Source organism: Sphingobium sp. B11D3B, assembly GCF_025961735.1.
Taxonomy (GTDB): Bacteria; Pseudomonadota; Alphaproteobacteria; order Sphingomonadales; family Sphingomonadaceae; genus Sphingobium.
In genome coordinates this window covers 427,354-446,262 of record NZ_JAOQOF010000001.1, presented here as the reverse complement: position 1 = coordinate 446,262, position 18,909 = coordinate 427,354, and the positions used below count along the sequence as shown (strand labels likewise).

General features: G+C 65.0%; 20 protein-coding genes and 1 other RNA gene. 15 read left to right on the top strand and 6 right to left on the bottom strand.

Annotation, left to right across the window (positions count from 1 at the left end):
- Nucleotides 1-49 precede the first annotated feature (49 nt).
- From ssrA to mscL, 3 genes are all read right to left on the bottom strand, one after another.
- Nucleotides 50-440, bottom strand: a transfer-messenger RNA (tmRNA) gene (ssrA, locus tag M2333_RS02145).
- Between the two features lie 89 nt (nucleotides 441-529).
- On the bottom strand, nucleotides 530-790 hold the full coding sequence (locus M2333_RS02140; protein ID WP_264572283.1) for a hypothetical protein: 261 nt from the start codon (nucleotides 788-790) through the stop codon (nucleotides 530-532).
- Nucleotides 791-913: 123 nt separating this feature from the next.
- Nucleotides 914-1,342 carry a large conductance mechanosensitive channel protein MscL gene (gene mscL, locus M2333_RS02135; protein WP_264587597.1) on the bottom strand — a complete coding sequence of 143 codons (429 nt, stop codon included), beginning with the start codon at nucleotides 1,340-1,342 and terminating at the stop codon, nucleotides 914-916.
- Between the two features lie 143 nt (nucleotides 1,343-1,485).
- Between mscL and M2333_RS02130 the strand changes: the two genes are divergently transcribed.
- The 11 genes from M2333_RS02130 to M2333_RS02080 all read left to right on the top strand — a co-directional run bounded on the left by M2333_RS02130 (nucleotide 1,486) and on the right by M2333_RS02080 (nucleotide 10,873).
- A complete protein-coding gene (locus M2333_RS02130; RefSeq protein WP_181560247.1) occupies nucleotides 1,486-2,103 on the top strand; it encodes a LemA family protein in 618 nt (205 codons plus the stop codon).
- Between the two features lie 44 nt (nucleotides 2,104-2,147).
- Nucleotides 2,148-2,951, top strand: a complete 804-nt coding sequence (locus M2333_RS02125; RefSeq protein WP_264612545.1) for a TPM domain-containing protein — start codon at nucleotides 2,148-2,150, stop codon at nucleotides 2,949-2,951.
- A gap of 17 nt (nucleotides 2,952-2,968) precedes the next feature.
- On the top strand, nucleotides 2,969-3,634 hold the full coding sequence (locus M2333_RS02120; protein WP_264610711.1) for a TPM domain-containing protein: 666 nt from the start codon (nucleotides 2,969-2,971) through the stop codon (nucleotides 3,632-3,634).
- Nucleotides 3,635-3,678: 44 nt separating this feature from the next.
- Nucleotides 3,679-4,194 carry an NUDIX hydrolase gene (locus M2333_RS02115; protein ID WP_264612544.1) on the top strand — a complete coding sequence of 172 codons (516 nt, stop codon included), beginning with the start codon at nucleotides 3,679-3,681 and terminating at the stop codon, nucleotides 4,192-4,194.
- A 5-nt stretch (nucleotides 4,195-4,199) separates the two neighbouring features.
- Nucleotides 4,200-4,934, top strand: coding sequence for an NYN domain-containing protein (locus M2333_RS02110; protein ID WP_264610710.1), 735 nt, complete (start codon nucleotides 4,200-4,202; stop codon nucleotides 4,932-4,934).
- Between the two features lie 38 nt (nucleotides 4,935-4,972).
- The gene (locus M2333_RS02105; RefSeq protein WP_264610709.1) at nucleotides 4,973-5,617 is read left to right on the top strand and encodes a phosphoribosylanthranilate isomerase; all 645 of its coding nucleotides are present in this window, start codon (nucleotides 4,973-4,975) and stop codon (nucleotides 5,615-5,617) included.
- A gap of 73 nt (nucleotides 5,618-5,690) precedes the next feature.
- Nucleotides 5,691-6,296: a TIGR02281 family clan AA aspartic protease gene (locus tag M2333_RS02100; protein WP_264610708.1), complete on the top strand. Its 606-nt coding sequence runs from the start codon at nucleotides 5,691-5,693 to the stop codon at nucleotides 6,294-6,296.
- A gap of 216 nt (nucleotides 6,297-6,512) precedes the next feature.
- Nucleotides 6,513-7,769 carry a tryptophan synthase subunit beta gene (gene trpB, locus M2333_RS02095; RefSeq protein WP_181560251.1) on the top strand — a complete coding sequence of 419 codons (1,257 nt, stop codon included), beginning with the start codon at nucleotides 6,513-6,515 and terminating at the stop codon, nucleotides 7,767-7,769.
- Nucleotides 7,766-8,575 carry a tryptophan synthase subunit alpha gene (trpA, locus tag M2333_RS02090; RefSeq protein ID WP_264594111.1) on the top strand — a complete coding sequence of 270 codons (810 nt, stop codon included), beginning with the start codon at nucleotides 7,766-7,768 and terminating at the stop codon, nucleotides 8,573-8,575. The genes trpB and trpA overlap by 4 nt, the downstream gene beginning before the upstream one ends.
- The gene (gene accD / locus M2333_RS02085) at nucleotides 8,572-9,426 is read left to right on the top strand and encodes an acetyl-CoA carboxylase, carboxyltransferase subunit beta (protein WP_264610707.1); all 855 of its coding nucleotides are present in this window, start codon (nucleotides 8,572-8,574) and stop codon (nucleotides 9,424-9,426) included. The genes trpA and accD overlap by 4 nt, the downstream gene beginning before the upstream one ends.
- A 109-nt stretch (nucleotides 9,427-9,535) precedes the next feature.
- Nucleotides 9,536-10,873, top strand: coding sequence for a bifunctional folylpolyglutamate synthase/dihydrofolate synthase (locus M2333_RS02080; RefSeq protein WP_264610706.1), 1,338 nt, complete (start codon nucleotides 9,536-9,538; stop codon nucleotides 10,871-10,873).
- Between the two features lie 9 nt (nucleotides 10,874-10,882).
- Here M2333_RS02080 and M2333_RS02075 read toward each other — a convergent pair whose 3' ends face one another.
- The gene (locus M2333_RS02075) at nucleotides 10,883-12,241 is read right to left on the bottom strand and encodes an AmpG family muropeptide MFS transporter (protein ID WP_264610705.1); all 1,359 of its coding nucleotides are present in this window, start codon (nucleotides 12,239-12,241) and stop codon (nucleotides 10,883-10,885) included.
- 94 nt (nucleotides 12,242-12,335) lie between these two features.
- Entirely contained in the window at nucleotides 12,336-12,773 is a 438-nt protein-coding gene (locus M2333_RS02070; protein ID WP_264604958.1) for a response regulator, read from the bottom strand.
- 100 nt (nucleotides 12,774-12,873) lie between these two features.
- Here M2333_RS02070 and M2333_RS02065 point away from each other — a divergent pair, with 100 nt between their 5' ends.
- Complete coding sequence (locus M2333_RS02065) at nucleotides 12,874-13,776, top strand: pseudouridine synthase (RefSeq protein ID WP_264587605.1); 903 nt, start codon at nucleotides 12,874-12,876, stop codon at nucleotides 13,774-13,776.
- Complete coding sequence (gene rsmD, locus M2333_RS02060) at nucleotides 13,773-14,315, top strand: 16S rRNA (guanine(966)-N(2))-methyltransferase RsmD (RefSeq protein WP_264610704.1); 543 nt, start codon at nucleotides 13,773-13,775, stop codon at nucleotides 14,313-14,315. The genes M2333_RS02065 and rsmD overlap by 4 nt, the downstream gene beginning before the upstream one ends.
- Before the next feature lie 32 nt (nucleotides 14,316-14,347).
- Here rsmD and M2333_RS02055 read toward each other — a convergent pair whose 3' ends face one another.
- Nucleotides 14,348-14,758, bottom strand: coding sequence for a hypothetical protein (locus tag M2333_RS02055; protein ID WP_264604955.1), 411 nt, complete (start codon nucleotides 14,756-14,758; stop codon nucleotides 14,348-14,350).
- Nucleotides 14,759-14,864: 106 nt separating this feature from the next.
- On the opposite strand from M2333_RS02055, the gene M2333_RS02050 reads away from it, so the two are divergent.
- Nucleotides 14,865-17,207: an ATP-dependent helicase gene (locus tag M2333_RS02050; protein ID WP_264610703.1), complete on the top strand. Its 2,343-nt coding sequence runs from the start codon at nucleotides 14,865-14,867 to the stop codon at nucleotides 17,205-17,207.
- Between the two features lie 289 nt (nucleotides 17,208-17,496).
- Nucleotides 17,497-18,846, top strand: a complete 1,350-nt coding sequence (locus M2333_RS02045) for an MFS transporter (protein WP_181560260.1) — start codon at nucleotides 17,497-17,499, stop codon at nucleotides 18,844-18,846.
- Nucleotides 18,847-18,909 lie beyond the last annotated feature (63 nt).

The following is an 18,909-nucleotide window of genomic DNA, read 5'->3' as shown; positions in this document are numbered from 1 at the left end:
CAGCGCCCCGCAGAAGTCGGGTCTTCAAAAGCTGAGCGAGAAGGGCTGAGGTGGGGAGCTTCTGTTGCCCGGCGCTCCCCGTGCCGCTGGAATCCGATTCTGTTGCCCGGTTCGGTCCAACCGCGTTCTGTTAGGGTAATGTCAGGCCGTGAGGCCCTCAATTACGCTGCAAGAGCAAGTGCTTCGTTATCGTTGGCACTTATGGGTTTTGAGCCTTGAACGGGTTACTCAGCCCGGGCAAAAACAGCGTTTTTCAACACACGTCGATCCTAGTTCGGCCCCGTCAGGAACAGTTCTTCCTGAAAGGAAGAGCCACTTCTGGTGGAGCCGCCGGGTACCGCCCCCGGGTCCGCTGCGCCTATTACACGCCGCAGTTTATCGCCATAGCCGGACAAGCCGGCAAATCCTCATATAGGGATCAATTCGCGGTTGAGAAGCCCGCAGACGCAAACAGCCCGGCATAATCCCTGTGGACTATGCCGGGCCGGTCGAACCAAACGCTCAGCGAGCGTTTAGATCAATTGGCAATTCACTTGGCCGCGTCGATCGCGTCAGCCTTCTCGTCGCCCATGTTCCGCACGGCATCCGCACGATTTTCAAGACGATCCACGGCGTTTTCCGCGCGGTCTTCAGCAGCGCCGTTCATGTGGTCGCTCGCCTGCTCAAGCTGGTCAGCCTGGTTGTCAATCGCGTCCGCCCGGTTGTCATAGGCATCTTCGACGTTCTGCGCTTCCTTGGAATCGCATGCGGCCAGCGTCAGGGCTACGCCTGCAGCGGCAAGGATCATCATGGGTTTCACGCGTCTGTCTCCTGTTAGGTCCCGCCATCTGTCACGAGACTGCAAACAAAACCCCCGCAGCGACAAAGGTTCCCGGCTCGGCAACCTTTCGTTCACCCCAATGCGACGGGCCGATCAGGGCTTCGCCTTCAGAACGTCGCGGATTTCCTTGAGAAGATCGACCTCGGAGGGGCCAGCGGGCGCTGCAACCTCCTCTGCTTTTTTCTTAACGAAGAAGCGGTTGGCCTGCCGCACGATCAGGAAAATGACGAACGCCAGAATGAAGAATTTGATCACCGCCGTGATGAACGAACCATAAGCGAACACCGGCACCGCCGCAGCCTTCATGGCCTCCAGCGTCGGTTCGGTCCCGGCGGGGACGGCGGCCAGCGGAACGAAGTAGTTGGAGAAATCCAGGCCGCCGAGCAACGCGCCGATGATCGGCATGATGAGATCGTCCGTCACCGAACTGACGATGGCGCCGAAGGCTGCGCCGATGATGACGCCCACGGCGAGATCGAGGACATTGCCCCGTGCGATGAAGGCTTTGAATTCGGTCAGCATCGTGTTTCTCCCCTGCCGTCTGCGGGCTGCTGATGATGGATTTGGATGATGCGGGGCAGCTAAGCCCGTTGCGGGCGGGCAATCAACACCCTATTTAGCGTATCACTCAAGCGATACACCGCCTTATGAGGGGACAGACCGCCATGGCCACGCTTTCATCGCCATTCAAAGCACTGCGCATGTTTCTGCTGCTTGCCTTGCCGCTGGCGCTGGCGGCCTGCGGCATCAATTCGGTGCCCACCGCCGAGGAGAATGCCAAGGCCAAATGGGCTGACGTGCAGGCGGCTTATCAGCGCCGGGCCGATCTCATTCCCAATCTCGTCGCCGTCGCGCGCAATTCCGCGCAGATCGAGCGGGAGACGCTGGAAGGCGTGATCAGTGCCCGCGCCTCCGCGACGCAGGTGCAGGTCACTGCGGATCAGCTGAGCGACCCGGCCAAGGTCCAGGCGTTTCAGGCCGCGCAGAACAATGTGAGCGGCGCCCTCTCCCGCCTGCTCGTCACCGTCGAGCGCTATCCCGACCTCAAGAGCCAGGAGCGCTTCGCGGACCTGATGACCCAGCTCGAGGGCACGGAAAACCGCATCAACATCTCAATCCGCGACTATAATCTCGCGGTGCAGGACTATAACACGCGCATCCGCACCTTCCCGGAGATGATCGGCGCCAAGCTGATCCACGGCGCCAAGCCGCTGACGCCCTTCGAGGCCAAGGCCGGTGCTGACACCACGCCGGATGTCGGCGCGATGTTCAACGGCAATTGACCCGGTCCCACCGCCCTGTCGCGCCGGCCATCGTGCCGGCGCTGATGCGCTTTATGCTGCTTCTGGCCGCGCTGCTCATGCTGCGGCCGGATGCGGCGCTTGCCCAGAGCTTTCCCGCGCTGACCGGCCGGGTGGTGGACGGCGCGAACATTCTCGATCCCGCCACAGAGGCAGCTCTCACCCAGCAATCCGAAACGCTGGAAAAGACCACCGGGCGCCAGCTGGTCGTGGCGACCGTGCCGGACCTCAATGGCTATGAGATCAGCGATTATGGCTATCGGCTTGGTCGCGCCTGGGGCATCGGCGAGAAGGACACCAACAGCGGCGTGTTGTTGCTGGTCGCGCCGAACGAGCGCCGGCTGACCATTCAGGTCGGTTATGGTCTGGAGCCGATCCTGACCGATGCGCTATCCGGCCGCATCATCCGCGATGTCATCACGCCGCGCTTCCGCGATGGGGATTTTCCGGGTGGCATCAGCGCGGGCGTCGCCGAGATCGTGCGCATTCTCGAACTGCCGCCTGAAGAACAGCGCAAGCTCGCCTCGGCCGCTGCCGAGCAGGACAGGCGCCAGGCGGGCAAGGGCTTCGGGCCGGCGATCTTCCTCGCAATCTTAATATTGTTCTTCGTCGTGCTGCCCATTTTCGGGCGGCTGCGCGGCGGCCGGCGCTATCGCGGTGGCATCCACCCCATCATCATCTGGGGAGCAGAAGCGGCCATTCGCAGCGCGCTCAACAGTCGCGCCAATGATGGCGGCGGCTGGGGCGGCGGCGGTGGCTGGGGCGGCGGTGGCGGATTTTCCGGTGGTGGTGGCAGCTTCGGCGGCGGCGGCGCGAGCGGAGGCTGGTGATGGGCAGGCGAATTTCCATGAGCGAGGCCGATCATCGCATCGTCACCGATGCCGTGGCGAAGGCCGAATTGAAGACCGACGCGGAAATCGTGACCATCGTCGCGCGCCGGTCGGATGCTTATCATGATGTCGGGCTGCACTGGTCCTTGCTGTTCATGCTGCTGGTGCCGCTGGTCGCTGCCGCCTTCCCCGCAGCCTATGAGCATGCCTTGATCGGCCTGACCGGCGGCTGGCATCATGAGTTGCCGCGACACCTGCTCTACCTGATGATGTTCGGGCAGATGTGCCTGCATTTCCTCATCATGCGCTATCTGCTGGCGATCCCGGCACTGCGGATGCTGGTGACGCCCGGCGCGACCAAATCGCGGCGGGTGCGGCATCGCGCTCTGCTGCTGTTCCGTACTTCGGCGGAGGCGCGAACCCGCCGCCTCACCGGCATGTTGCTCTACCTCTCGCTCGATGAGCATCGCGCGGAAATCGTCGCCGACGAAGCCATCGCCTCGCGCGTGTCGCCGGAAGTCTGGGGCGAAGCAATGGCCGCGATGATCGACGAAGTGCGCGCCGGGCGCATCGCGCAAGGCATGGCGCTCGCCATCGAGAAGGCCGGCCTGATCCTTGCCGAGCACTGCCCCAAAAGCGCTGACAATCCCAATGAGTTGCCGGATCGGCTGATCGAACTGTGAGCGACACTACCCCTGAAGACGAGTTTCGCTTCCCCGAGGAAACCATGTGGGAAGGCCTGTTCATCACCGCCAAGCGGCGTGGTCGCTGGGAATATGTGTCGCGCGCACGCGGCATCCGGGCCGCCGTCATCATTGCCATCGATGAAGGCGCGGACGGACGCCATATTCTGCTGGTCGACCAGTTTCGCGTCCCCCTCGGGCGGCGCTGCATCGAACTGCCCGCCGGACTGGTGGGCGACGAGTCGGCTGGCGAAGAGCCCGGCCTGGCGGCCGCGCGGGAACTGGAGGAAGAAACCGGCTATCGCGCAGGCCGCATGGAGGATCTGGGCGAATATTGGAGCTCGCCCGGCATGGTCTCGGAAAGCTTCACGCTCTTCCGCGCCTTCGACCTTGAGAAAGTGGGCGATGGCGGCGGCGTTCCCGGCGAGGACATCCGCGTCCACCGCGTCCCGCTCGCCGGCTTCGCCGACTGGATCACAGCTCGCCGCGAGAAAGGCTATGCAGTGGACGTAAAGCTGCTCACGCTGCTCGGCGGCGCGTTTCTTATGGCGGGAGAGTGATAGCAATGGGCGATCGGAAGATGGCGCCGGGCGGGGACAATTCAGAGGCCCGCAACATTGCGCTGCTGATCGATGCAGACAATTCTCGCCCTGACGACCTCGATGCCGTGCTGACCATCCTGGGCGACCTTGGAACGGTCAATGTTCGCCGCGCCTATGGAAACTGGTCCAAGCCCGGGCTCAAAGGCTGGGCGGGGCTCGTGCTTCAGCAGGCAATCGAGCCGCAACAGCAATTCGATCTCACCAAGGGCAAGAATGCTACGGACATGAAAATGACGATCGACGCCATGGACCTGCTCTACGGCGGTCGCGTCGATGGCTTCGGCATCATGTCCAGCGACAGCGATTTCATGCCCATCGCCGTCCGAATCCGCCAGAACGGGTTGCCAGTTTATGGCTTTGGCAATGCCAAGGCTCCCGTCGGCTTTCAGAGGGCCTGCACCCGGTTTATCGACCTCGGCGCACTCGCCGCCAGTGAAGCCGACGAAGTGACGGTCGAGGCCAAGCCACCCATTGACGAGGAACTGGTAAAGCTGCTCGGAGATGCGTGGAAAGCATCCAAGCGCGATGAGCGCGGCTTTGCCCGCCTTTCCGAGCTTGGGCAGCGGGCTGCCAATCGCTCGTCCTTCGATGCGCGCAGCTACGGCTTTTCCCGCCTTTCCGAGCTGATCGCCTCCTTACCCAATTTCGTCACCGAGCAGCGCGAGGATGGCGCTGTTTTCGTGCGGCGCGTGCGCTGAATTTCCAACAGGCCAGAAGCCCGCTACACCCCGCCGCCATGTCACGAGTCGCCATCAAGATTTGCGGGGTCAAGACCGCCGAAGCTATCGATGCGGCCGTGCGTGGCGGCGCGAGCCATGTCGGCCTTAATTATTTCCCGCCCAGCCCGCGCTATCTCGCGCCCGATCGGGTGAGCCTCATCGCCGCGCGGGTGCCGGCCCATGTGAAGCGGGTGGGTGTTCTTGTGGATCCGAGCGATGATCTGATCGATACACTGGTCGCTGCCGGCGGCATGGAGATCGCCCAGTTGCATGGCCGCGAGACGCCGGAACGGGCTGCGGCCATCCGCCAGCGCACCGGGCTGGAGGTCTGGAAAGTCATCTCCGTGAAGACCGCCGCCGATCTCGCCACTGGTGCGGCTTATGCCGGCGCGGCCGATTTCCTGCTCTACGATGCCAAGACGCCGGACGGTGCGGCTCTGCCCGGCGGCATGGGCCTGCGTTTTGATTGGCGCCTCCTCGCCGGCCATCGCCCGCCCCTGCCCTGGGGCCTCTCGGGCGGGCTGGACGCGGAGAATGTCGCCGATGCCATTCGCCTGACTGGCGCGCCGCTGGTGGATGTCTCTTCCGGCATCGAGAGCGCGCCGGGCGTCAAGGATGTGGCCAAGATCGCCAACTTTTGCCGTGCGGCGCAGGCTAGCTGATTGGGGCGCCCTGGCGGTTCGCGGACGCTGTGCGGGATCGAATGCACGTGATTGCGGTTGAGCTTTCATGCCGATGACGACCAACCCCGAATGGCTTCACCTTGCGCTCTACGCGGGCGGTGCGGCGCTGATCCTCATTCTGATCTTCAAAATCCCCTATGTGGGGCGGGCTTTGCGCGCCCTGTTTTCGTTCGCCTTGCTGGCGTTTGCCTTGTTCGTCCTGTTTCAGCAGGCGCCATTCGACCCGTCCCTGTCGCGCTTCAGCAGTCGGCTCGGCGTCGACTCTCAGCAAGTCGTGGGCGACGAGGTGCGCATCCGGATGTCGCCCGACGGCCATTTCTGGGCGACGGCGCAGATCAATGGCGTGGACCGGCGGATGCTCATCGATAGCGGCGCCACCGTCACGGCGCTGTCCACACGGACGGCGGACCTGGCAGGCGTGCCCCGCGGGGCCAGCCTGCTGCCGGTTGTGCTCCAGACAGCGAACGGGACGGTGCAGGCGGAAACGGGCACCGTCGAGCGCCTCGCGATCGGCCCGCTAACCGCCCAAAATCTCAAGGTCGTGATATCCCCCGCGCTGGGTGACATGGACGTGCTCGGCATGAACTTCCTCTCCCAACTGGCCTCCTGGCGCGTGGAGGAGCGAACCCTGATCCTCGTGCCCACCCCGCCCGCCTGATGGATCAGGACCGAGGGCAAAACGGGCGCCGCTCGCGCGACTGCCCCAAAGGCCAGCCGCCGAATGCGTCAATGCGGTGGACAAGGCCGCGACCTTCTGCAAAGCGGTTGGGAATGATGACACTGCCTGCCATAGCCAGATGCATCGGGACACGATGGCGCTGATCGCTCGACCCTTTCGACGCGACCCGACCCCAGTGACCAAGAGAGACGCACAGTGACTGCTGCAACCACCCTCCCCAATTCCCGCCCCAATTCCTTGCGCGCCCTGCCCGACGAGCGCGGCCATTTTGGCCAGTTCGGTGGCCGTTACGTCGCCGAGACGCTGATGCCACTCATCCTTGACCTTGAGCGCGAGTATCGCGCCGCCAAGGAAGATCCGGCTTTCGAAGCCGAGTTCAATGGCCTGATGACGCATTATGTCGGCCGCCCCTCACCGCTCTACTTCGCGGAACGGCTGACCGCTTATTATCGCGAGCGCGCCAAGCCCGGTTTCGGCGCCAAGATCTATTTCAAGCGCGAGGAGCTCAATCACACTGGCGCACACAAGATCAACAATTGCATCGGCCAGATCCTGCTCGCCATCCGCATGGGCAAGACGCGGATCATCGCCGAGACCGGCGCCGGCCAGCATGGCGTGGCGACGGCCACCGTCTGCGCGCGCTTTGGCCTGCCCTGCACCATCTTCATGGGCGCCAAGGACATCGAGCGGCAGCAGCCCAACGTCTTCCGCATGAAGCTGCTGGGCGCGGAAGTGCGCCCCGTCACCAGCGGATCGCAAAGCCTCAAGGATGCGATGAACGAAGCGCTGCGCGACTGGGTCGCGACGGTCGAGAACACCTTTTACATTATCGGCACTGCCGCAGGTCCGCATCCCTATCCCGAGCTGGTGCGCGATTTCCAGAGCGTGATCGGCAAGGAAACACGCGAGCAGATGCTCGCCGCCGAAGGGCGCCTGCCCGATCTGCTGATTGCGGCCGTCGGTGGCGGTTCCAATGCCATCGGCATGTTCCACCCCTTCCTCGATGACCCCGACGTGGCGATGGTCGGCACCGAGGCGGCGGGCCACGGCATCGATACGGACAAGCACGCCGCCAGCCTCACCGGCGGCAAGCCCGGTATCCTCCACGGCAACAAGACCTATTTGCTGCAGGACGAGGACGGCCAGATCACCGAGGCACATTCGATTTCGGCGGGCCTCGATTATCCGGGCATCGGCCCCGAGCATAGCTGGCTGCACGAGAGCGGCCGCGTGCGGTATGTGCCGGTGACCGATACCGCCGCGCTCGACGCCTTCCAGCTCTGCTCGCAGCAGGAAGGCATCATCCCCGCCCTCGAAAGCGCCCACGCTCTCGCCGCGCTGGAGGCGGAGGCTACGGCGATGCCGCAGGACAAGCTGATCGTCGTCAACGTCTCCGGCCGCGGTGACAAGGACATCTTCACCGTCGCCCAGGCGCTGGGAGCGAAGATATGAACCGCCTCACCTCCACCTTCGCCCGCACCCGCTCGGAAGGGCGCGCAGCGCTCGTGACCTTCGTCACCGGCGGCGATCCGACGCCTGCTGACACCGCCTCTGTGCTCGATGCGCTGGTCGCGGGCGGCGCGGATGTGATCGAGCTGGGGATGCCGTTCACTGATCCCATGGCGGACGGGCAGGCCATTCAGTCCGCCAATCTGCGCGCGCTCGCGGCGGGGATCAGCACGGCGAAGATCTTCGAGATCGCCGCCGCCTTCCGCGCCCGCCATCCTGACACGCCGCTCGTGCTGATGGGCTATGCCAACCCGATGACCGTGCGCGGCGCCGACTGGTTCGCCGCCGAGTGCGCCAAGGCGGGCGTCGATGGCGTGATTTGCGTCGATATTCCGCCCGAGGAAGATGCCGAGCTTGGTCCGGCGTTGCGCGGCGCCGGCGTCTCGCTGATCCGCCTTGCGACGCCGACCACGGACGCCGCGCGTCTGCCGGCTGTGCTGGAGGGCGCCTCGGGCTTTCTCTATTATGTGTCCGTCGCCGGCATCACCGGCTTGCAGCAGGCCGCGCAGACCAGCATCGAGTCCGCCGTCGCCAAGCTCAAGGCCGCCACCGATCTGCCCGTCGCCGTTGGCTTCGGCGTGCGCACGCCCGAGCAGGCCGCCGCCATCGGCGCGGTGGCTGAAGGGGTCGTCGTCGGCTCGGCCATCGTCGAGCTGGTCGGCAAGCATGGCGCCCAGGCCGCTGGCCCGGTCCGCGACTTCGTGGCGACGCTGCGCGCCGCGCTCAATCAGAAGGAGAAAGCCGCATGAGCTGGCTGAACCGCGTTCGCAATGCCCTGCCCTTCATCGCCAAGAAGGCCGAGACACCGGACAATCTCTGGCACAAATGCACGAGCTGCGGCCAGATGATCTTCCAGAAGGAATGGGACGAGAATCTCTCCGTCTGCCCGCGTTGTGACCATCATGGCCGGATCGGCCCGCACACCCGCTTCGCGCATATTTTCGACGACGGCACGATGCACATCCTGCCGGCGCCGGGGGTCAAGGAAGACCCGCTCAAGTTCCGCGATTCCAAGCGCTACACCGATCGCTTGAAGGCCGCCCGGGCCCAGACCGGCGACCAGGATGCGCTGATCAATGCCTCCGGCCGGATCGAGGGCCAGCCGGCTGTTGTCGGCGTGCAGAACTTCGCCTTCATGGGCGGCTCGATGGGCACGGCGGTTGGCGCGGCCTTCGTCGCGGGGGTGCAGGAAGCCGTGCGCCAGTCCTGCCCTTATGTGATCTTCACAGCCGCTGGTGGCGCGCGGATGCAGGAGGGCATCCTCTCGCTGATGCAGATGCCCCGCGCCACCGTCGCCGTGCAGCAATTGCGCGCGGCTGGCCTGCCCTACATCGTGGTGCTGACCGATCCGACCACCGGGGGCGTGACCGCCAGCTATGCGATGCTGGGTGACGTGCAGATTGCCGAGCCCAATGCGCTGATCGCCTTCGCAGGTGCCCGCGTGATCGAGAACACCATCCGCGAGAAGCTGCCCGAGGGCTTCCAGCGGGCCGAATATCTGCTCGCGCACGGCATGATTGACATGGTGACGCATCGCAAGGAAATGAAGGCGACGCTGGCCAAGACGATCGGCTATCTGACGACGAAGCAAGCGGCATAAAACCACCGATTTCTGTCCCGTCCGCGCCTGTCTGAGGACTCGCCGACCTGCGCAGCAGGGCGAGTCTCCCGGCAAGCAGGCCGGCGGCACCTGACCCAGAGGCCTTGCGATGGCTGACCACGCCGTTTCCGATCATCCTGCCGTGCAGGCGCAACTCGATCGCCTGATGGCGCTTTCGCCCGGCCGCGACGTGCTGGGGCTGGAACGCATCAGCGAACTCGTCCGCCGGCTGGGCAACCCGCATCTGGAGATGCCGCCGGTCTTCCATGTCGCCGGCACCAACGGCAAGGGATCGACCTGCGCCTATCTGCGCGCTGCGCTGGAAGCCGACGGCAAGAGCGTCCATGTCTTCACCTCCCCCCATCTGGTGCGGTTCAACGAGCGCATTCGCCTTGCCGGTACGTTGATTGATGATGACACGCTCGCCCGCGCGCTGGAGCAGGTGCTCGACATCGGCGGCGATCTGAACGCCAGCTTCTTCGAGATCACCACCGCCGCAGCCTTCATGCTGTTCGCCACCGTGCCGGCGGATGCCTGCGTGATCGAGGTCGGCTTAGGCGGACGGCTGGACGCGACGAACGTGATACAGTCGCCGGTCGCCTGCGGCATCGCCTCGCTGGCGATCGACCATGAGAGCTTCCTGCTCGCGCCGGACCATGACGTGCCGGAAGACCCGCTGAGCCGCATCGCCTTTGAGAAGGCCGGCATCGCCAAGGCCGGGGCGCCATTGGTCACCCAGCATTATCGCCCGGCGATGAACGCCACGATCGCGCGCGTGGCCGACAAGGCCGGTGCCGCGCATCTGCCGCGCGGGCAGAGCTGGGACATCGCTGAATATCAGGGCCAATTGCACTATCGCGACGAAGCCGGGCGGATCGAATTGCCGATGCCCCGCCTCCACGGCGCTCATCAGATATCCAACATGGGCCTCGCCATTGCCATGCTCCGTCACCAGCAGGCGGTGCCCCTGCCCGAGGCCGCGCTGCGCGCCGCGCCGCTCTGGGCGCACTGGCCCGCGCGCATGCAGCGTCTGGAAGGCGGTCCGCTCAACGCGATGCTGCCCGGGCGGACGCTGATGCTCGATGGCGGGCATAACCCCGATGCCGGCAAGGCGCTGGCCGATGCGCTGACGGAAAGCCATCTGGCCGATGAGGGCATCGACCTGATCATCGGCATGCTCTCGAACAAGGACGTCGCCGGCTTCCTCAAGCCGCTCCGCCCCTTGATCCGCTCGATCCGCTCGCTGCCGGTGCCCGGCCATGAGCATCACGGGCCGGAGGTCTTCGCGCAGGTCGCCCGCGCATGGGAAGTACCGCACCGCAGCTTCACCACGATCCAGGAGGCGTTGACGGATGTCGCCGCCGGGCCGCGACGCACCGTGCTCATGGCGGGCACGCTCTATCTGGCCGGGCAGGTGCTGGTCGCGAACAACCAGCCGCCGGTCTGAGGCGCGGTCCTAATCGTCCTGCGTGCTGGGCTGTCGCACGGACTCCACCACGAAGCCTTTCGTCCACATGATCCAGAGCAGGATCATGCCCGGAATGGCGGCCACGACGGTGAATGCCCAGAAACCGACCCAGCCCAGCCCCTCGGCGAGATAGCCCGAAGGCGTCGAGAGCCATGTCCGGCCGACTGCGGCGAAGGATGAGAGCAAAGCAAACTGCGTCGCGGTATAAGCCAGGCTCGACAGGCCGGACAGATAGGTGACGAACACCGTCAGGCCGATGCCGCTGGTGAAATTCTCCGTCCCCACCGCCAGCGCGAGCATCGGCGTCGAATGGCCGGCCATGGCGAGCGCGCAGAACAGCAGGTTGGAGAGCATCATCATCGCGCCGGAGACGAACAAAGCGCGCCCCATGCCCAGCCGGGCGATGAACGGCGCGCCCAGCGCCGACCCGGCGATCAGCGCGGCAAAGCCGACGAACTTGTTGACGGTGACATATTCGGTGTCGGTAAAGCCCAACTCGACGATCATCGGCGCTAGCATCACCTGCCCCATGGCATCGCCGATCTTGTAGATCAGCACGAAGCCCAGGACGAGGAAGGCGCCGTGACGGGAGAGAAACTCGCGGAATGGATTGACGATGGTCTCCTTGAGCCAGTCGCCCATCGCCAGCCCTTCGCGGACCGCGCGGTGCTCCACATAGCGCCCCGGCCCCGCCAGCAGCGCGCCAATCGCTGCCGGGAGCACGCAAAAGGCAGTGATGCCATAGGCGACGGCCCAACCCAGCCCGGCGCCTTCAGTGGAGGCGAGGAAGATCGTCCCAGCGCCGGCCAGCAGATTGCCGGTGCGATAGCCGAACTGGTTCATCGCCGTACCGTGCGGCAGTTCCTGCTCGCTCAGGATTTCGATGCGATAGGCATCGATCACGATATCCTGCGTGGCCGAGAGGAAGGCGACGGCGATGGCCCAGAGCGCAAAGCGCGCCAGATCGGTCGCCGGATCGCTGGCGCCCAGTTGCCAGATCGCGCCAAACAGCAGCGCCTGGATGAAGAACAGCCATGCACGCCGCTGCCCGAACAGGCGGGTGAGCACAGGCAGTGGCACCTTGTCGACCAGCGGCGCCCAGAGGAATTTGAGCGTGTAGGGGGTCGTCAGGCCGATGGCGAAGCCGATCGTGGACTTGTCGATGCCAACCTTGGAGAGCCAGAAGGTCATTGTCGCCAGCAGCAGCGTCAGCGGAAAGCCGCTCGATATGCCGAGCAGGAACGCGACGAACGGCATGGGCCGCAAATAAGGACGGAAGCTTGGAACGAAGAAGCCGCTCGCCACGACTGCACCGACAATCACGGCGAATATGAGGGTCTGCGACATGCACACTCCGACTGCTTGGGCCTGAACCCGCAGTCTTAGAGCGCTATGCCGGAATTCAAAGCATCGTTTTTGCCGGCGCGCCTCAGCGCAGCCCTCAGTTGCGCTTGAAGAGCTTCAGCCCCGCCGGCAGCCGGCCCGGCGAACGCCCGCCTATCACCCGCTCGCACACGCCAATGGCACGGATAAGATCGCGCGGCAGAAACGGCTTGGAGAGGCACCCGAGCGCAATGTCCTGATCCCGCGCTTCGTCCGGACAGGTGGCCGTCGCGAACAGCACGGCGATGCCGAGTTCGCGGGCATGGCGGGCCAACTCGACGCCCGAGCGGACACCGGCAAGCCGCACATCGGTCACCACCAGATCGACCGCGCCCTGTTCGAGGATGATCGCCGTCGCTTCCCGGAAGCGATCGACCGTCGCGACCACCTCATAGCCGGCCGTCTGGAGGGTATGTTCTTCATCGAACGCGAGCAGCGGCTCATCCTCGACGATCAGGATGCGGCGTATTCGCTGCGTCTCCTTCGAGAAAAACATTGCCGCCTCATTCCCGTTGCGCCAAACCGCAGACCGAAAACGGATCGATCCCGGCGCACAAAAACGCTAGGTCGCGCGGCTGCGATTCGCCAGTGCAGCGATGACACAGCCGCCCCAAAAACGGACACAGATTTTGTCGAACACTCGTGGACCTTCCGGACCTCGCCGTCCCCAGCGCCCTGCAGCCGGCGCAACCGATCGTCGAGCCCAGCCGCCCAGAGCGCGCCGGGGCGCAGGCCGCGTCACGCCGCAAGTGCGCCAGGCCGCCGATGATGGCACGGCGCGCGAGGGCGAGCGCATCGCCAAGCTGATGGCCCGCGCGGGCGTCGCCTCCCGCCGGGATGTCGAGCGGATGATCGCAGAAGGGCGCGTGGCGCTGAACGGCACGCTGGTGGAAACGCCCGCAACCTTGCTCAAGTCGCTGCGCGGCGTGACCGTGGATGGCGTGGCGGTTAAGGAACCCGCACCGGCCCGCATGTTCCTGTTCCACAAACCCGCAGGTCTCCTCACCACCGCTAAAGACCCTGCCGGGCGACCGACCATTTATGATCGCTTGCCCGCGGACCTGCCGCGCGTAATGCCGGTCGGCCGGCTCGATCTCAACACAGAAGGCCTGCTGCTGCTCACCACCGATGGCGAGTTGAAGCGGCAGTTGGAACTGCCTTCCACCGGTGTCGAGCGCACCTATCGCGCGCGCGCGTTCGGGGAGATCAGTCAGGCGCAACTTGAAGAGCTGATCGAGGGCGTCGAGATCGAGGGGATGCGCTATGGTCGCATCGACGCCAATCTGGAGCGGCGGACCGGGCGCAATCAATGGATCGAAATGACCCTGACCGAAGGCAAGAACCGCGAAGTGCGGCGCGTGCTCGAACATCTCGGCCTCAAGGTCAGCCGGCTGATCCGGACCCGCTACGGTCCGTTCGTGCTGGGCGATTCAGCGCCTGCTGAAGTGGCCGAGGTGCGCCAGGTCGATCTCATCAAGTTCCGCAAGACGCTCAAATGAGGATCATTTCAGGACAATGGCGGGGCCGCCCGCTGGTGGCGCCAGTCGGCGAGGAAACGCGCCCGACAGCGGATCGCACACGCGAGACACTGTTTTCGATGCTCACCAGCCGGCTGGGCTCATTCGAAGGGCTGGCGGTGGGCGATTTCTTTGCCGGCTCCGGCGCGCTGGGCCTCGAGGCACTCTCGCGCGGGGCAGGGACATGCCTGTTCGTCGAGCGCGACCGGGCTGCGATCGCCGCCTTGCGCAAGAACGCAGAAAAGCTGGGACTCGCGCGCCCCGACATCCGCCAGAACGATGTTCTCGCGATTGGCGCCACGTCGGCGCCGCTGGATGTGATTTTCATGGACCCGCCTTATGGTACCGGCGCGGGTGCCGTCGCTCTGGACAAGCTCGCCCGGCTCGGCTGGGTCGGCCCCAGCACCTGGGTGAGCATCGAGACCGAAAAGCGGGAAGAGATCGCGGTCAAAGGCTTCGATTGCGATGCCGAGCGCGTGGTCGGCAAGGCCAAATTGGTCCTGCTGAGGCCAGCGACCTAGACGGAGGCCGACCTCAGCAGAAGCTCAGTTAGTTATTGCCCGCCAGGGTTCTTACACCCGTCCTTCACGGTGCGCGAGCAGACCGGATATTCTGCCGGGGGCTGCGGAGCGGTCTGCTCCACGGGCCGCTGCGGCATCATCTCAACCTGACCACCACCGGGGGGCGGAGGCGGCGGCGTCATCGTGCCGCCGGGTGCAGGGGGCGGCGGGGGAGCAGGCGGCGGCGGCGGCGGGTTCATGCCATCGCCGGGCATGGGGTTACCAGTCGGCGGGGGCATGGTGTCCGTCCCGCCCGGCATCGGCCCGGGTGTGTCGCCCGGCATCGGCGCGGTCGCGGACGGCGGGCCGGCTGGCGCTCCACCCGGCGGCGGCATGTCTTGTGCGTGGGCAGCGAAGGCCAGTGCCGAAGCGGCACCGCAGGCGAGAATGGTTGAGAAGCGCATGATCGCATCCTCCTATGAGTGATCGTTCTTGTGGGATGGAAATCCCGCAGTGGGACAGCCGTTCCGTGCGAACCATCCGCCGCAGACCGCCGGGGGCGTAATCGGGATGAAGCGGTCGGAACGCACGCCAAGGCCCTTGCCCCGGCCCCACCCGTTCCCTAGTTGTTCGCCTGTGACCGATCCTTTGCCAGCCCCCTCTCCTGCCGACCCGCCTTATATCCAGGGCCTCAATGCGCCGCAGCGCGAGGCTGTGCTGACCACGGAAGGGCCGGTTCTGGTTCTGGCCGGCGCCGGCACGGGCAAGACGGCAGCGCTGACTGCGCGCCTCGCCCATCTGGTGGCGACCCGCCGCGCCTGGCCATCAGAGATCCTGTGCGTCACCTTCACCAACAAGGCCGCCCGCGAGATGCGCGAGCGCGTGGGGCGAATGATCGGCGAAGCGGTCGAGGGCATGCCCTGGCTCGGTACTTTCCACTCAGTCTGCGCCAAGATGCTGCGCCGCCATGCCGAACTGGTCGGGCTGCAGAGCAACTTCACGATTCTGGATACCGACGACCAGCTGCGCCTGATGAAGCAGATCATCGTCGCCGAGGGGATCGATGAGAAGCGCTTCACCGCCCGCGCGCTGGCCGGCCTTATCGACAAGTGGAAGAACAAGGGCCTCACACCCGGCGAGATCGACGCGGGCGAGAGCGAGGCCTTCGCCAATGGCAAGGGCGCGGCGATCTATGCGCTGTATCAGGCCCGCCTGCGCGCGCTCAACGCCTGCGATTTCGGCGATCTGCTGCTGCACATGCTGACGATCTTCAAGACCGATCGTGAGGTGCTGGAGCAATATCAGCAGCGCTTCCGCTACATCATGGTGGACGAATATCAGGACACCAACACCAGCCAGTATCTCTGGCTGCGGCTGCTCGCCCAGCAGCGCAAGAACATCTGCTGCGTTGGCGATGATGACCAGAGCATCTATAGCTGGCGCGGCGCGGAAGTGGCGAACATCCTGCGCTTCGAGCGCGATTTTCCCGGCGCCGCGATCATCAGGCTGGAGCAGAATTATCGCTCGACGCCGCATATCCTCGCCGCGGCCTCCGGCGTCATCGCGCAGAATGGCGGACGGCTCGGCAAGACCTTGTGGACGCAGGAGGCCGATGGCGAGAAGCTGCGCGTCATCGGCGTGTGGGACGGGCCGGAAGAGGCCCGCCGCGTCGGCGAGGAGATCGAATCGCTGGAACGGCAGGGCGTCGGCGCCGAGAAGATCGCCATTCTTGTGCGCGCCTCCTTCCAGACTCGCGAGTTCGAGGACCGCTTCATCCAGATCGGCCTGCCCTACCGCATCGTCGGCGGCTTCCGCTTCTACGAGCGCGCTGAAATTCGCGATGCGCTGGCTTATCTGCGCCTCGTCAATCAGCCCGCGGACGATCTTGCCTTTGAGCGGATCGTCAATGTCCCCAAGCGCGGCCTTGGCGACAGGGCGGTCGAGAAGGTCCATCGCCTCGCCCGCGCCATGGGCGAGCCGCTCACCAGCGCGGCGGCCCGTATTCTCGACACGGACGAGCTGACCCCGCAGGCACGGCGCTCGCTGGGGCGGTTCATCGGCGATCTCGCCCGCTGGCGCGATCTCGCCAATGCGATGAACCACGCCGATCTCGCGCGCCAGATACTCGACGAGAGCGGTTACACCGCTGCGCTGCAGGCCGAGCGTACGACGGAGGCCAGCGGGCGACTGGAAAACCTGCAGGAACTCACCCGCGCCATGGAGGAATATGAGACGCTCGGGGCCTTCCTCGAGCATGTCAGCCTGGTCATGGACAATGAGGCGCAGGCCGATGAAGCCAAGGTCACGCTGATGACCATCCACGCTGCCAAGGGGCTGGAGTTCGACACCGTGTTCCTGGCTGGCTGGGAGGATGGCCTGTTCCCCTCGCAACGCGCGCTCGATGAAGGCGGCCTTGCCAGCCTGGAGGAAGAGCGTCGGCTGGCTTATGTGGCGATCACCCGCGCGCGCCAGCGCTGCCTGATCCTGCACGCCGCCAATAGGCGGGTCTATGGCCAGTGGACCAGTTCCATCCCGTCCCGCTTCATCGGCGAATTGCCCAAGGAGACGGTCGACGAGGAAAACACCATGTCCGGCGGCGCCAGCCTGTGGCGCGCCAACTGGTCCGAGCGGGACGATCCCTTCGCCAATGTGGCGCGCGGTTCAGGACGCGGCCCGGGCTGGCAACGGGCGCAAAGCCAGTTCTCGCGTGAGCCGACGCGCCTCGTCGAAGCGCGGCAGAGCGCGGTGAGCCTCGGTAACAAGGGCCGCAGCGACGTCAGCCTCGGCACCCGCGTCTTCCACCAGAAATTCGGATATGGGACGGTGACGGGCATCGAGGGCAACAAGCTGGAGATCGATTTCGAGCAGGCCGGCGCCAAGCGGGTTCTGGACAGCTTCATCAGCCTCGCCTGAGGTGCGGTACCTCAGGCGGCACAATTGTGTTCATGACGCCGCAGGTGCCCCAGGAAAAATGACAAGCTGCTTTATTTCCTGATGACTCATTAACCCTGTTTTCTTAGGGCGGAGCTGCGACCCGAAGGGCGCTGGCAGCCCCAGTGCTCAAACTCGGCCCGGCGGAGCGTGGGTTCCTGCCGGGCCTTTTTCGTTCCGCCCAAGCGGAGGCGCGCGGCAATCGAAAATCTTTGCCATGCGCGCGTTTTGGTCCGTTGCGCCGTCGCCAGCCTTGCGCCAAGGAACATGCATGGTCAGCCCATCTTCTCGCGAGCCTGACGGCACCGCCGGGCGCAAGCCACCGACCCATCCCTTTCAGATCGGCGCCTTCCGCGCCTATCTGATGGTCCGCCTGTCGACGATCCTCGCATCGAACGGCATGGCGCTGATCATCGCATGGGAAGCCTACAACATCGCGCGCCAGACCATGTCTCCCGGGCAGTCGGCGGCGCAATTGGGGCTGATCGGCCTCATCCAGTTCGTCATGGTCTTCGTGCTGACGCCGTTTGCGGGGCTTGTCGCGGACAATTATTCGCGCACCCGCATCGCCATGGGCACGCTCTCGCTGCTGCTCTTCTCGGCAGGGATTTTGGCGCTTTCCAGCTATGAAGGGTGGATCAGCCTGCCGCTGATCTTCGCCCTCGCCGCGCTGATCGGCTTTGCCCGCGCCTTCCAGGGGCCAGCGCTCGGCTCTCTGGGCCCGAACATCGTCCCCAAGGACCTGCTGCCCCGCGCCATCGCATTCAGCAGCATGTTCTGGCAGGCCGGCAGCATCGTCGGGCCGGCCGTCGCCGGCTATGCCTACGCGTTCAAGCCCTATTTTGCCTACATGTTCAGCAGCGCACTGTTTGGCGTGGCGGTCATTGGCATGATCTTCGTCGGCAAGGTGCCGCAAGCGGCCCGCCAGCGCGACCGTCATCCGATCGGCCAGATCATCGATGGCCTCACCTATGTGCGGACCAACCGGCTGGTCTTCGGTGCCATCACGCTCGATCTCTTTGCCGTGCTTCTCGCCGGCACCACGGCGTTGCTGCCGGTCTATGCGCGCGATGTGCTCCATATCGGCTCGCAGGGCCTGGGACATCTTGCCGCAGCGCCCGGCATCGGCGCGGGTCTGACGGCGCTGTTCTTCTCGTTCCGGCCGCTGCGCCACAATGTCGGGCTGAAAATGATGCTGTCCGTCGGCATCTTCGGGTTGGCGACCATTGTCTTCGGCCTCACCGCCTTCATGCCGCAGCAGACCGCGATCATCGTCGCCCTGTTCGCCATGGCGACCTGGGGCAGCGCGGACATGTTCTCTGTGTTCGTCCGCCAATCACTCATCCAGCTTCACACCCCCGACGACATGCGCGGCCGGGTGACCAGCGTATCGATGATGACAATTTCCGCCTCGAATGAGCTGGGCGATGCCGAGTCGGGCTTTCTCGCCGCGCTCATCGGGCCGATCGCTGCTGTGATTGCCGGCGGCGTGGGTGCAATCGCCATTACCTTGTGGTGGTCGCGCCTTTTCCCTGAATTGCGGAACGCCCGGACGTTCGATCCGCCCGAGGTTCATTTACGACCTTCCCACGCGGGCGCTGCTCCCGCAAAAGAAGGATAGAGTCCGCCCCTTGCAAATCTCTATCAATTAAGTTTTAATTGATCGATCGCCTTATGGAGGATT